Below are 12,582 nucleotides of genomic sequence, written 5' to 3' on the forward strand. Positions count from 1 at the left end.
CCATAGACCTGACCGCGCAGGCCAAAGCCGGGAAGATCGACCCTATCCTGGGCCGCGACGTTGAAATCCGCCAGATGATAGACATCCTGATGCGCCGCCGGCAGAACAATCCCATCCTCACCGGCGAGCCAGGGGTCGGCAAGACCGCGGTCGTGGAGGGGCTGGCGCGCAAGATCGTGCTGGGCGAGGTGCCGCCGGTGCTGGCAGGCGTCTGCTTGCGCACGCTGGACCTGGGCCTCCTGCAGGCCGGCGCCAGCGTCAAGGGCGAGTTCGAGAACCGCCTGCGCCAGGTGATCGACGAGGTCAAGGCCAGCCCGGTGTCCATCATCCTGTTCATCGACGAAGCGCATACCCTGATCGGCGCCGGCGGCGCGGCCGGCCAGAACGACGCGGCCAACCTGCTGAAGCCGGCGCTGGCGCGCGGCGAGCTGCGCACCATCGCCGCCACCACCTGGGCCGAGTACAAGAAATACTTCGAGAAGGACGCCGCGCTGGCGCGCCGTTTCCAAGTGGTGAAAGTGGAAGAGCCGGCGCCGGAAATCGCCGTGCAAATGGTGCGCGGCCTGACCGACGCGATGGCCAAGCACCACAAGGTGGAAATCCTGAACGAGGCTGTGGCCGCAGCGGTGCAGCTGTCCAGCCGCTACATCGCCGGCCGCCAGTTGCCGGACAAGGCGATCAGCGTGCTCGACACCGCCTGCGCCCGCGTCGCGCTGTCGCGCGCCGGCAAGCCGGGTCCGATCGAGGACGTATCGGTGCTGATCGCCAACATCGACCGCGAAACCGCGGCGCTGGAGCGGGAGGAAGGCCATGCCGACCGCATCGCAGAGCTGCAGGCGCAGCGCGCCGAGCTGGAGCAGGATCTGGCCGCGCTGCACGAGGCCTGGGAGGCGCAGCAGAAGCTGATCGTCGAGATCGACGAGCTGAAGGCGCAGAAGGACGAGGCCAAGCCGGCCAAGGGCAAGAAGATCAGCCCGCTGCAGGCCAAGCGCAAGGAGCTGCGCGAGCTGCAGAAGACCCAGCCGCTGGCTTTCGAGTGCGTGGACGAGAGCGTGATCGCCGACGTGATTTCCGGCTGGACCGGCATTCCGCTGGGCCGCATGGTCAGCAATGAGCTGGAGCAGGTGCAAAAGCTGGCCAAGCTGCTGGCCGCGCGCGTGATCGGCCAGGACCACGCGCTGGAGCAGATCGCCGAGCGGGTGCAGATCGCCAAGGCCAATCTGGAAGACCCGGGCAAGCCCAAGGGCGTGTTCATGCTGGTGGGCCCGTCCGGCGTCGGCAAGACCGAGACCGCGCTGGCGCTGGCCGAGGCGCTGTATGGCGGCGAGCGCAATCTGATCACCATCAATATGTCCGAATACCAGGAAGCGCACAGCGTGTCCGGCCTGAAGGGCTCGCCGCCGGGCTATGTCGGCTACGGCGAGGGCGGCGTGCTGACCGAGGCCGTGCGTCGCAAGCCGTATTCGGTGGTGCTGCTGGACGAGGTGGAGAAGGCGCATCCGGACGTGCTGGAGCTGTTCTTCCAGGTGTTCGACAAGGGCGTGCTGGAGGATAGCGAAGGCCGCGAGGTGGACTTCAAGAACACCATCATCCTGTTGACCTCCAACGCCGGCACCGAGCTGGTGATGCGCGCCTGCGAGCACGGCGTGACGGTGGAAGACGAGACCCGCGATCCGACCGCCGACGACCTGGTGGAAATCCTGCGCCCGACGCTGCAGAAGACCTTCAAGCCGGCCTTCCTGGGCCGCCTGACCATCGTGCCTTACTTCCCGATCAGCGACGACGTGCTGCGCGCCATCGTCGGCCTGAAGCTGGACAAGATCCGCCAGCGCATCGCCGACAACCACGGCGCCCAGGTGGAGTTCCCGGAGGAGCTGACCGAACAGATGGCCGCGCGCTGCATGGACGTGGACAGCGGCGCCCGCAACGCCGACGCCATCCTCACCCGCACGCTGCTGGCGCAGATCTCCAACGACCTGTTGGCGCGGATGGCCTCCGGCCGTCCGGTGAAGAAGATCGCCGTGGCGTTGAAGGGCGAGCAGGTCAAGGTGAAGGTAAGCTAAGGAGCATTCGCGATGTGGAGAACCTTGGGCCTGTTCGGCGGCGTCACCATCGGCTGGTGGGCGCTGCTTTGGCTGGCGCTGCCGCAAAGCTGGCAGCGCATCAGCCCGTCGGCCATCCTGATGCTGCACCTGGGGCCGCCGATGCTGCTGAGCGCCGGCGTCAAGCTGTGGAGCTATCTGAAGGAAAAGCGCGCGGCGGAGGAGGCCAAGCAGCAGGAAGAGCAGGCCGAGGCCGAGCGCAGCGACAAGCGCGAGGCGGCGCGCGCCCAGCACGCCGCCGAGCTGCTGGAGCGCCAGCGCGCCATCGGCTGCCGCTGGTTGTGGACGGCGGCCGCGCCAGTGAAGGACGAGCCGGCTTGGCTGGCGGAAATGGCCGACGGCGTCCATTGGCAGGCGCTGGCGCGCGATGAGGTGGAAGCCGGCGAGGCGATGGACGCGCTGTCGCCGCATCTGGCCGAGATGCTGGCCGCACTGTACGCCGAGGCGCCGGGCGCGGCCTGGCTGCCGTTGTTTCTGGAGCCGATGCGGCAGGTGCCGGGTGTCGAGCAGCTGGCCCGCGTCAAGGAACTGAAGCAGCAGGCGGTGGCCGATAGCCTGGGCGGCGACGCCCACGTCGGCGGCGACTGCCTCTTCCTGTCCGGCAGCGGCCAACTGGCGGACCGCGTGCTGCAAGTGCTGGAGCAGGACCCGGAGCTGCCGGGCCTGGTGGTGCTGGCGGCCGACGCGCCGCTGGCGGAGCGGGACGACGATGACGACTGGGGCGAGGCCGATCCCGAACTGGGCAAGCGCCGCAGCTGGTTCGGCGAGCCGGGGATCGCGGTGGTGGCCATGCTGTTCCTGCGCGACGAACTGGCCGCGCCAGCGGAGCCGGAACAGGAGGCGGAGGACGCCGACCCCTACCAGCCCTACTGGGAAAAGGATTTCGCCGGCCGGGCCGCCGGTTGGGGCGTGGTGCCGCCCAGCCAGCAGGCCAGCCTGGCCCGGCTGCCGAGGCTGGCCGTCCTGTCCCAGTCCAGCTCGGTGAGCCTGGCGCAGGACAAGGCGCTGCAACTGGCGCGCAGCCTGCAGCCGGTGCTGGACAACGCGCTGGTCAACGCCGCGCTGCTGGACTATCCGTTCAGCCCGGAAGAGGCCAAGCCGGAGAGCAATCAGGCGTCGACCCTGGCCTGGCTGTGCCACAACAGCGGCCAGATCGACGTAGGCGGCGTGCGCCTGGCGGCCATTGCCACCGCGCTGTCCCGCCACCAGGTGGAACTCCACCCGATAGACGAGGCGAGCAACGTGGTGCGCGAATGGGGCGACGCCGGCGCGGCGACTGCCGTGCTGCTGGCGGCGGCGGCGGTCTGCCATTGCGCGCGGCTGCAGGCGCCCGCGGTGATTACTCATTTCCATGACGAGCTGGTGTCGCTGGCCCTGGCCAGACCGCCGGCAGAGGAGGCGACAGCATGAAGGCTGCAATCCGTTTGGGCGACCCCACCGACCACGGCGGCAAGGTGGTGAGCGCCGCCTCGTCCACCACGCTGTTCGGCAAGCAGGTGGCTTGCGTCGGCGATTCCGTCACCTGCCCGCAGCAGGGCCACGTCAACTGCACCATCGTCGAAGGCGACGGCGGCTGGCTGGTCGGCGGCAAGGCGGTGGCGCTGGACGGCCACAAGGTCAGCTGCGGCGCCACGCTGATTTCCACGCTGCCCCAGGTCAGCAAGGGTTAGAGAAAGAATATGGATCAAAGCATTGAACACCTGATGCGGCCGGTACGTCCGGATGCGCCGGCCGGGGAAGACCTGGCTTATTCGCTGGTTTTCGACCAGATCCGCGAAGCGCGCCGCAGCGACGATCCGTCGCTGGCGCAGGGAGACTGGGAGCAGTCGCTGAAAACCGCCGAGTGGCCGCTGGTGATACGCCTGTGCGAGGACGCGCTGCAGAACAAGAGCAAGGATCTGCAGCTTCTGGCCTGGTACGCCGAGGCGCAGACCCAGGTCAACGGCGCCGCCGGCCTGGCGCGGGGCCTGTCCCTGGTCAACGGCTGGCTGCGGGATTTCTGGGAAAACGGTTATCCGGAGCTGGACCCGCACGATCTGGACGAGCGCCTGGCCAAGCTGGAGTGGCTGAACCAGCAGCTGGGCAACGCGCTGCGCAATGTGCCGTTGATCAAGCCTGAGTTCGGCGGCTACAGCTGGCATCAGTGGCAGCAGTCGCGCGACGTGGAGAATCTGGGCCTGAAGGATGGCGAGGCGCGGGAAGCGGCCATCGCCGAGGGCAAGCTCAGCGGCGACGCTTTCGAGAAGGCCGCCACACTGTCGGGCCACGGCTGGTTCCAGGCCAAGGCCGAGGAGCTGGTGGCGCTGTTGACCGCCTATGAAGAGCTGGACGCCCAGGTGGACCAGCGCTTCGGCCAGGCCGGCCCCAGCCTGGCCGACATCCGCAACGCCATCTACGCCTGCCAGGACCTAGTCCTGCGCTATCGCCAGCAGTTCGCCGGCAACGCGCCGGCGGTCGCGCAGCAGCGGCCGCCCGCCGAGGAAAGCAAAACCGTGAGCCAAGCCATGCCCAGTCCGGTCCATACCGCCGTTCCGGCCAGCGCCTTCAACGGCCAGATCCGCAGCCGCCAGGAGGCGGTGACCGCCTTGACCGAGGTGGCCCGCTACTTCCGCCACAACGAACCGCACAGCCCGGTGGCGCTGCTGGCCGAGCGCGCGGCGCGCTGGGCGGAGATGAGCCTGGAGGAATGGCTGCAGCATGTGGTGAAGGACAGCGGCACGCTGAGCCAGTTGCAGGAGCTGCTGGACGTACGCCAGAACGAGTGAGTTTGCAGCAATGAAACGGCGGTCTCTATCGCCGGGAGAAGAAAAACACGCGGCCGCCATGCCGCGTGTTTTTTTGTTTGCATTCCGATTCGGCGTCGCTTGGCTGGATGGGTGCCTGCGATGACGGAGGTATTGGGGTATTTATCGAAGCGTTTCACCGAGAGTGGTCGGCGGATCGCCGAACATCGCATAAACAAGCCTTATTTTCAGCATGGGCTGCCGTCCATTTTGCTTGGGATGGATTTCATGAATTAAGCGTCAATTTTACTGATATTTATAAGTCATTCATCCTGTCATTTTGTTGCGTGAATGATTTTACTGGGTTGATTTTAATTGGATTTTTATGATTTGCCTTATTGATTAATTTAGTGAGAAATATATTTTTCAAATATTAACTGTCGTTAGATTCCAATTTAAAACAATGGCTTGTGTCTTTTTGGCCGCAAGGCCGACACAAGGATGATGGATATTAATGTTTTTTATTTTTTCGAATCGACAAATGATGTAATTTGATGACATTCACATTTTCGTGCGAGCGCCGCCGCGCAGGCTGCGGCGAGCCCGAATCCGGGTCACGGCGAAGCGTGGATGACGTTGCTGGGAGTCAGGTCGTTCTATTGATGGAAATCCATTGGGGCGGGTCGCTAGCGGCGGCCGCCGTTTTGCTTAAATCGTGAGAGTCAGGGGGCAGGGAATGAAGGTTCTGATCAGTCCTATCAGTACGGCGGAAGCGGTTGTGGCCTGGGAATGCGGCACGAACATCATCGATATCAAGAACATCAACGAGGGCTCGCTGGGGGCGAGCTTTCCCTGGATCATCCGCGAGGTGATCGCCCGCATCAATGACCCCAAGGTGGTGTTCAGCGCCACGCTGGGCGATCTGCCGCACAAGCCGGGCACCGCCTCGCTGGCGGCGCTGGGCGCGGTCAGCAGCGGCGTCAAATACGTCAAGGCCGGCCTGCACGGCTCCAAGGACGTGGCCGAGGGCGTGGAGCTGATGAGCGCCGTGGTGCGCACCTGCAAGGACTTCGATCCGTCCGTGACCGTGGTCACCGCCGGCTATGCCGACTATCAGCGTTTCGGCGGCCTGTCGCCGCAGCAACTGGTGGAAATCGCCGCCGAGTCCAAGTCGGACATGGTGATGGTGGATACCTACATCAAGGACGGCAAGTCGCTGTTCGACGCGCTGAACGAGCAACAGCTGACTGAGTTCGTGCAACAGGCCCACGCCAAAGGCCTGAAGGTGGCGCTGGCCGGTTCGGTGCGCGCAGAGCACCTGGAGCTGCTGGCCCGCATCGGCGCCGACGTGGTCGGCGTGCGTGGCGCGGTGTGCAGCGGCTACGACCGCGGCACCACCATCGACCCGGTGAAGGCCGAGCAGTTCATCAAGGCCGCCAACGCCATCGCCGTGGCGCAGTGACGCGGCCATCGTGAGCGGCATTCCACACTCCGCATCCGCGCCGGGCTGCGCGGTGGTGAAGCTGGGCGGCAGCCTGATCACCTCCGAGGGGCCAGGCGGCCCGGACGTCAACCGCGCGCTGTTGACGGCGCGCGCGCGCGAACTGGCCGCCAGCGGCCGGCCGCTGGTGCTGGTGCACGGCACTGGCGCTTACGGCAAGCCGCCGGCGCGCCGCTATGGCTATCTGGACGGCAGGCTGCCCCGCGGCCGCGCCGGCGTGGTGGCCGAGGTGGCGCGCGATCTGGCCCGGCTGGAGCTGGAAGTGTTGGATTGTCTGGAGGCGGGCGGCCTCAAGCCTTTGCGGCTGCCCGCCATCCAGTTGTTCCGCGCCAGCGCGGGGCGCGCTTCTCCGCTCGACCTGGGGCCGGTGCGGGCGCTGCTGGCTCGCGGCGTGACGCCGGTGATCGGCGGCAATTTCGTGTTGGATTGCGACGGCTTCGCCGTCTGCTCCAGCGACATCATCGCGGTGGAGCTTGCGCTGGCGCTTGGCGCGGCCAGCCTGGTGCTGGCCACCCGCGCGCACGGTGTCTACCGGGAGCATGGCCGCAGTGAGGCGATACACGGGCATCTGTCCGAGAGCGACGGCGACGCGCTGCGCAAGATAGACGCGGCTGGGCAGGACGTCAGCGGCGGCATGCTGGCCAAGATATCTCATGGCTTCCGCGCCGCGCGCCATGGCATCGCCACTTATGTGGTGGACGGCAGGGTGGCCGGCAATCTGAACGGCGCGCTGGACGGCTCGCCGCTGCAGGGCACGCGGCTGCTGTCGGATCGGGCGGGAGGATAGCCGCATGTGCGGAATCGCGGGAGCGCTGTTGGACCGCCACGCGCACGATGGCGACGTGGCCGAGGCCAGACGGATGATATTGCGCCAGACCCACCGCGGCCCGGACAGCCTGGCGGCGCGGCGCGTCGGTCCGGCATTGCTGGCCTCGTCCAGGCTGGCCATCGTCGACGTCGCCAACGGCAGCCAGCCTTTCTGCAATGAGGACCGCTCCATCCACGCCGTGTTCAACGGCGAAATCTACAACCATCTCGAGTTGCGCGAACAACTGTCGCGCCGCGGCCATAGCCTGTCTGGCGGCAGCGACGGCGAAGTCATCGTCCATCTGTACGAGGAGCACGGAGCGGATTGCTTCCAATGGTTGGACGGCCAGTTCGCCATCGCCATCTTCGACTCCCGCGACGGCTCGCTGCATCTGGCGCGCGACCGGATGGGCATCTGTCCCTTGCATTGGGCGCGGCTGGACGGCGCGCTTTATTTCAGCTCCGAGATCAAGGGTCTGCTGGCGGTGGCCGGCATGCCGCGCCGGGCGGAGCCGCGGGCGATGCTGCAGCTCGGCTATTTCGGCGCGGTCTGCGCGCCGCTGACGCCGTTTTCCGGCATCCATCAACTGCCCGCCGCCCACAGGCTCAGCTTCCGCGCTGGCCGGGCGGAGACTAGCCGCTATTGGACGCTGGATTTCCCGCTGGCCGGCGAACACGCCAGGCTGACCGAGGCGCAGGCGGCCGACGGCCTGGCGGCTCGGCTGGAGCGCGCGGTGGTCAGCCACGCCCAGGGCGAGTTCGAGCCGACCTGCTTCCTCAGCGGCGGCATCGATTCGGCAGTGATCGCCGCGCTGCTGCAGCGCGGCAGACAAGCGCCGATCGCCGCTTTTTGCGCCGCATCCGAACATGGACGGATGGATGAGGGCGGCGCGGCGGGCCGCACCGCCGAGTGGTTGGGAGTGGATCTGAAACGGGTCCGGATCGACGAGGCGGGCATCGCCGACGCCTTCCCCCGGCTGATCTGGCATGGCGAGACGCCGATGATTTCCACCGAGGCGTCGGCTCTGATGCGGCTGGCGGGCGAAGCCGGCAAGCGCTCCAAGATCGTGCTGACCGGCGAGGGCGCCGACGAGGCCTTCGCCGGCTATCTGGCCTTCCGCCAATACCGGCGATTCGGCGCGCTGACGCGCCGGGGCCTCGCGCCGCTGCGGGCGCTGATGCGGCCCTGGCTGCGCAGCCATTACGGCTCGGAGTGCCTGTTGCCGGGCGAAGACAGGCTGGGCGCGCTGGCCGAGCATTTCGGCTGCGTCCCGGCGCAAGCCTATGAATGGGAGTTCTACCGCGAGGCGCTGACGCCGTTGTTCTCCGCCGATCTGCGCGCGATGGCTGCGGCGGGCGGCTGCTGGGACGGCTTCGAGTTCGACCGCGGCGCGGTGCGCGGCCGCCACTGGCTGGACCGTTCGCTGTATGTGTCCTATCAGGTGATGCTGTCCAATTATCTGCTGGGCGCGCATGGGGACCGCATCTACGCCGCCAATTCGGTCGAGGGGCGCTATCCCTTTTTGGACCGGGATCTGGTCGAGTACGCGGCGGCGTTGGATCCGGCGCTGAAGCTGCGCCGCGGCCGGGAGAAGCACATCCTGCGCGTCGCCGCGTCGCGCTGGCTGCCGGACGAGGTGGCCTGGCGGCCGAAAACCCGCTTCGTGATGCCGTTCGGCACCCCTTTCGTCGGCCCGCGCGCATCGCCGCTGTACGCCGAGTTGCTGTCGCCAGGCAAGCTGGCCGAGTACGGTTATTTCGATCCCGAGCGGGTGCGGCTGCTGTTCCAGGCGCTGGCCTCGCCGCCGTCTGCCGGCGGCAAGGCCAGGCGCTATCTCGAGCGGCTGGGGCTGGGTTTGGGCGCCACCTTCGTGGCCAGCACCCAGCTCTGGCACCACCTGCATCTGGCCGATGGCGAGTCGGCCGCGTCCGGGGATACGGCGCGGCGATCCGCGCCGGCGACCATCGCATGAGCAAGGAGCCGTTGATGAACGCAACAGCGCACGATGCGCAGCGCATGCCGACCGAACTGGAGCGGCTGCGGGGCAGGATAGACGAACGCATCGCGGCGGCGATCGAGTCGCTGCGCGAAGAGGGGCCGGAGCGCGGCCATCCGCTGATCGGCCGGGTATACGGCTGGCTGCGGCATTACCTGGACTGCGACGGCAAGCGGATGCACGGCATCGCGGCGGCGCTGGCCCATCTGGCCTGCGGCGGCGACGAGGACGCCATCCTGCCGGTGGCCGCCGCGATGCAGCTGTACCACCATCACACGCTGGTGCACGACGACATCTACGACGAGGACGCGGCGCGGCGCGGCTGGCCGACGGTGCACCAGGCCTTCGCCGGCTGGTTCGCCGATCGGCGCGGGCCGGAGGACGGCGTCGGCCGAGTGTTCTCCGGCGGCGCGATGCGGCGCGGCGCGATCACCGCCTTCGCCTACGGCAAGATCTGCCGCGCGCTGGCCGGCAGGCTGCTGCTGGAGAGCGGATTCGATCAGGCCGCGGTGCTGGACGTCGCCCGCGCGCTGGAGCGGCACGAATTCTTCGACAACGCGGCCCAGCTCAAGGATGTGTTTCACGAGGGCGACGAGATGCCCTCGCCGCAGGCCTGCCTGGACAACGCCTGGCTGAAGACCGGCCGATTGTTCGAGCTGTGCGCGTACGCCGGGGCGCGGCTGGCCGGCGCGGAAGCGGGCCGGACCGAGGCGCTGGAGCGCTGGGCGGGACAGTCGGCGCTGGCCTATCAGCTGCAGGATGACCTGGAGGACTTGAACGCCGCCAGCGAGAAGGGGCAGGGACGCGGCGTCGCCACCGATCTGCAGCACTGCAAGCCCACTTATCTTTACGCGCTGGCCAAGACCATGGCCGGGGGCCGCGACCGGGACGCGCTGCTGGCGTGGCAATCGGGCGCGCAAGCCGGCCTGGACAGCGGCGACATCATCGCCATCCTGGCGCGCAGCGGCGCGCTGGACGCTTGCGGCAGCGAAGTGGCGCGCTGCATCGCCCGCGCCGGCACGGCGCTGGACGACGCGACGCCGGCATTGGCGGCAGACAGGCTGCCGTTGCTGCGGCAATTTTCCGACTACTTCGTGTCGCCGGCCTACTGGCACCGTCCGTTGGCGGCTTCCCGCCCGGCGGCGGCGCTGCTGGCCTGAGGAGGACGCCGATGGCTTACGCGCCCCTGATCTTCGATCTGCACGGCGTGCTGCTGGGCCGGCGGGAGCCGGCCGGCCACCAGCCTGCCGGAGAGGTGCTGCGCCAGCTGCGCGCGGCCGGGCATCCGCTGCGCTTCCTCACCAACTCCAGCAGCGTCGGCCGGCAACAAGTGGCGAAGCAACTGGCGTCGGCCGGCGTCGAGGCCGACGCCGACGAGGTGTACACCGCGGCGATGACGGTCGCGCATTATCTGCGGCGCTGCGGCCGGCCGCGCAGGCTGTTCGTCGTCGGCTCCGACGCGCTGCGCGCCGAACTGGACGCCATGTGCGGCGGATTGCTGAGCTGGGCGGCGCCGGAGGAGGCGGACACCGTGGTGGCGAGCCGTGATCCGGAGCTGGACGAGGAAACGTTGCGGCGTCTGGCGCGGGCGGGGCAGCCGCAGCTGATCGCCACCTGCCGCGACCTGGGCTTTCCCGACGGCGACCGCATCCATCCCGGCCCCGGCCAGACCGTGGCCCGCATCGAGCAGGCGCTGGACGCGCAGGCGCTGGTGTTGGGCAAGCCGAACCCCTATGCGCTGGCTTCGGTGATGGATTTGCCGGCGCCGTTGTCCGACTGCGTGGTGATCGGCGACTCGCCGCTTCAGGACGTCGCGCTGGCGCGCAACGCCGGCGCGAAAGCGGTGCTGGTGACGCCCGGCGGCGACGCGCCGGGCGGCCCGGAGCCGGACTGGCGCATCGACGCCATCGATCAACTGATTCCCTTACTGTGCAGGTGACAGCATGAATATCCGCGCCTTGAGCCTAGGCACCGCCGGCTACTTCTTCACCAACCGCTTCCACATCGCGCTGATGCCGGTGTTCCTCACCTATTTCTGGAATCAGGCGCTGCGCTTGCCGCTGGGCTTCGATTACTACCTGATGATCGTGCTGACCACTGCCGGCGGCTACATCTACAACATCTACACCGACGCCGAGGAAGACGACGTCAATTACAGCAGCCGCTACCGCTTGTTCGGCCGCAACCGCCACACCAAGGCGGTGGTCGCCGCCTGCTTCTTCGGCGGCTTCCTGCTGTCGTTGCACGCGGGCTGGATCTTCGTGCTGTACGGCGGCGCCGTGCATTTCCTGGGCTCGCTGTACAGCCGTCCGCTGCCGTTCAACTGGCGAGGCCGGCCGCTGCGGATCAAGGAGGTGCCGTTCGTGAAGAACCTGTACGCCGGGCTGTTCTGGTCGGTGGCGCTGGTGCTGACGCCGCATCTCTATGTCGGCGCCCGGCCCGGCGAGGCCGCGCTGCAGGCCATCGTCCTCAGCTTCGCCCTCAACTACTTCGTCGAGTTGATGTGGGACGTCCGCGACATGCCGGGCGACGCCCGGGCCGGCTTCCGCACCGTGCCGCTCCTGATTGGCGAGCGGGCCGCCTACTGGCTGCTGAGGATGGTGCACCTGCTGACCTGCGCGCTGATGTATTACGGCGCGGCCTCCGGCGTGCTGACCCCGGGCTGCATGCTGTTCGCCGTGGTGCATCTGCCGGTGGGCTTGCTGTTTCTGGAATGGTACCGGCGCCAGCCGGAAAAGGACTGGGCTTCCCATCTGTACATCATGTACGGCGGCGGCCTGCTGGCGGCCGGCATGGTGTGGACGCATTCACTGACTACAGGGAGTTGATGTGATTACCACGCAATTCAAGGCGGCGCAGCAATGCGCATCGGCGGCCCTCCATCGCTACCTGCCGGAGCGCGAGGACATGGCCTGGCTGGCCGAAGTGGTCGATCGGCCCCGTTTCGGCTGGGACTGGCCGGCATTGGAGCAGGGTTTCTTCCAGCCGCTGCGCGAGTGGGCGGACAAGCACGACGGCAGGCTGAAGCCGGCGCTGGCCGGCTTGCTGATCGACGCGCTGGGCGGCGACAAAAGCGAGCATCCGGCCTTGCTGGCCGCGCTGGAGTTCACCCACTTGGCGTCCTTCATGCTGGATGATCTGGCCAACGGCCGCGACCTGGACGCCAGCGTCAGCGACAAGGTGGCGGTGCCGCTGCCGGTCTGGGTCACCATCGCCTACAACGCGCGCCAGCTGGCGCCGGTGCTGGTGCTGCGCCGCGCGGACAACCTCGCGCCGGAGGCGAGGCTGCGCCTGGCCCAGCGCTATCTGTTCCAGCAGAGCCTGGGCACCACCATGGACTTGTGGGGCGCCGAGCGCAGGCTGGAGCACGGCTCGCTGACCGATTTCATCGCCCATCTGGCCAATTACGCCGGCGCGCCGGGTTTCGGCCTGGCCGCCGCGACCGCCGCCGC

The 12,582-nt window shown here is 67.8% G+C and carries 11 protein-coding genes; all 11 read left to right on the top strand.

Translation table 11 applies throughout. The annotated features are described in order from the left end of the window. A partial coding sequence (gene tssH, locus VL52_RS21510) for a type VI secretion system ATPase TssH (RefSeq protein WP_046158962.1) occupies positions 1-2,063 on the top strand: 2,063 nt, incomplete at its 5' end. A 12-nt stretch (positions 2,064-2,075) separates the two neighbouring features. After that, positions 2,076-3,512 carry a hypothetical protein gene (locus VL52_RS21515; protein WP_046158963.1) on the top strand — a complete coding sequence of 479 codons (1,437 nt, stop codon included), beginning with the start codon at positions 2,076-2,078 and terminating at the stop codon, positions 3,510-3,512. Continuing rightward, complete coding sequence (locus VL52_RS21520; protein ID WP_021477958.1) at positions 3,509-3,772, top strand: PAAR domain-containing protein; 264 nt, start codon at positions 3,509-3,511, stop codon at positions 3,770-3,772. Before VL52_RS21515 ends, VL52_RS21520 begins: the two co-directional genes overlap by 4 nt. Before the next feature lie 9 nt (positions 3,773-3,781). Continuing rightward, positions 3,782-4,867 (top strand): type VI secretion system protein TssA, encoded by a 1,086-nt coding sequence (gene tssA, locus VL52_RS21525; protein WP_046158964.1) that lies wholly within the window; start codon positions 3,782-3,784, stop codon positions 4,865-4,867. A gap of 694 nt (positions 4,868-5,561) precedes the next feature. Continuing rightward, the gene (locus VL52_RS21530; protein ID WP_021477960.1) at positions 5,562-6,287 is read left to right on the top strand and encodes a (5-formylfuran-3-yl)methyl phosphate synthase; all 726 of its coding nucleotides are present in this window, start codon (positions 5,562-5,564) and stop codon (positions 6,285-6,287) included. A gap of 10 nt (positions 6,288-6,297) precedes the next feature. Then, positions 6,298-7,113, top strand: coding sequence for an amino acid kinase family protein (locus tag VL52_RS21535; RefSeq protein ID WP_160298977.1), 816 nt, complete (start codon positions 6,298-6,300; stop codon positions 7,111-7,113). A 4-nt stretch (positions 7,114-7,117) separates the two neighbouring features. Further along, positions 7,118-9,106, top strand: coding sequence for an asparagine synthase (glutamine-hydrolyzing) (gene asnB / locus VL52_RS21540; protein ID WP_052729459.1), 1,989 nt, complete (start codon positions 7,118-7,120; stop codon positions 9,104-9,106). A 14-nt stretch (positions 9,107-9,120) separates the two neighbouring features. Beyond that, positions 9,121-10,290, top strand: a complete 1,170-nt coding sequence (locus tag VL52_RS21545; RefSeq protein ID WP_160298978.1) for a polyprenyl synthetase family protein — start codon at positions 9,121-9,123, stop codon at positions 10,288-10,290. Between the two features lie 11 nt (positions 10,291-10,301). Beyond that, positions 10,302-11,069: an HAD-IIA family hydrolase gene (locus VL52_RS23610; protein WP_052729460.1), complete on the top strand. Its 768-nt coding sequence runs from the start codon at positions 10,302-10,304 to the stop codon at positions 11,067-11,069. 4 nt (positions 11,070-11,073) lie between these two features. Further along, positions 11,074-11,958 carry a UbiA family prenyltransferase gene (locus VL52_RS21555; RefSeq protein WP_046158968.1) on the top strand — a complete coding sequence of 295 codons (885 nt, stop codon included), beginning with the start codon at positions 11,074-11,076 and terminating at the stop codon, positions 11,956-11,958. Between the two features lies 1 nt (position 11,959). Next, on the top strand, positions 11,960-12,582 hold a 623-nt coding region (locus tag VL52_RS21560), incomplete at its 3' end, for a hypothetical protein (protein WP_046158969.1).

Source organism: Chromobacterium vaccinii, from assembly GCF_000971335.1.
Lineage (GTDB): Bacteria > Pseudomonadota > Gammaproteobacteria > Burkholderiales > Chromobacteriaceae > Chromobacterium > Chromobacterium vaccinii.

What these genes read in the sequence shown, in the direction of transcription:
- VL52_RS21515 (WP_046158963.1), top strand. Translation starts at nt 2,076, where the DNA reads ATGTGGAGAACCTTGGGCCTGTTCGGCGGCGTCACCATCGGCTGGTGG.
- VL52_RS21520 (WP_021477958.1), top strand. Translation starts at nt 3,509, where the DNA reads ATGAAGGCTGCAATCCGTTTGGGCGACCCCACCGACCACGGCGGCAAG.
- tssA (WP_046158964.1), top strand. Translation starts at nt 3,782, where the DNA reads ATGGATCAAAGCATTGAACACCTGATGCGGCCGGTACGTCCGGATGCG.
- VL52_RS21530 (WP_021477960.1), top strand. Translation starts at nt 5,562, where the DNA reads ATGAAGGTTCTGATCAGTCCTATCAGTACGGCGGAAGCGGTTGTGGCC.
- asnB (WP_052729459.1), top strand. Translation starts at nt 7,118, where the DNA reads ATGTGCGGAATCGCGGGAGCGCTGTTGGACCGCCACGCGCACGATGGC.
- VL52_RS21545 (WP_160298978.1), top strand. Translation starts at nt 9,121, where the DNA reads ATGAACGCAACAGCGCACGATGCGCAGCGCATGCCGACCGAACTGGAG.
- VL52_RS23610 (WP_052729460.1), top strand. Translation starts at nt 10,302, where the DNA reads ATGGCTTACGCGCCCCTGATCTTCGATCTGCACGGCGTGCTGCTGGGC.
- VL52_RS21555 (WP_046158968.1), top strand. Translation starts at nt 11,074, where the DNA reads ATGAATATCCGCGCCTTGAGCCTAGGCACCGCCGGCTACTTCTTCACC.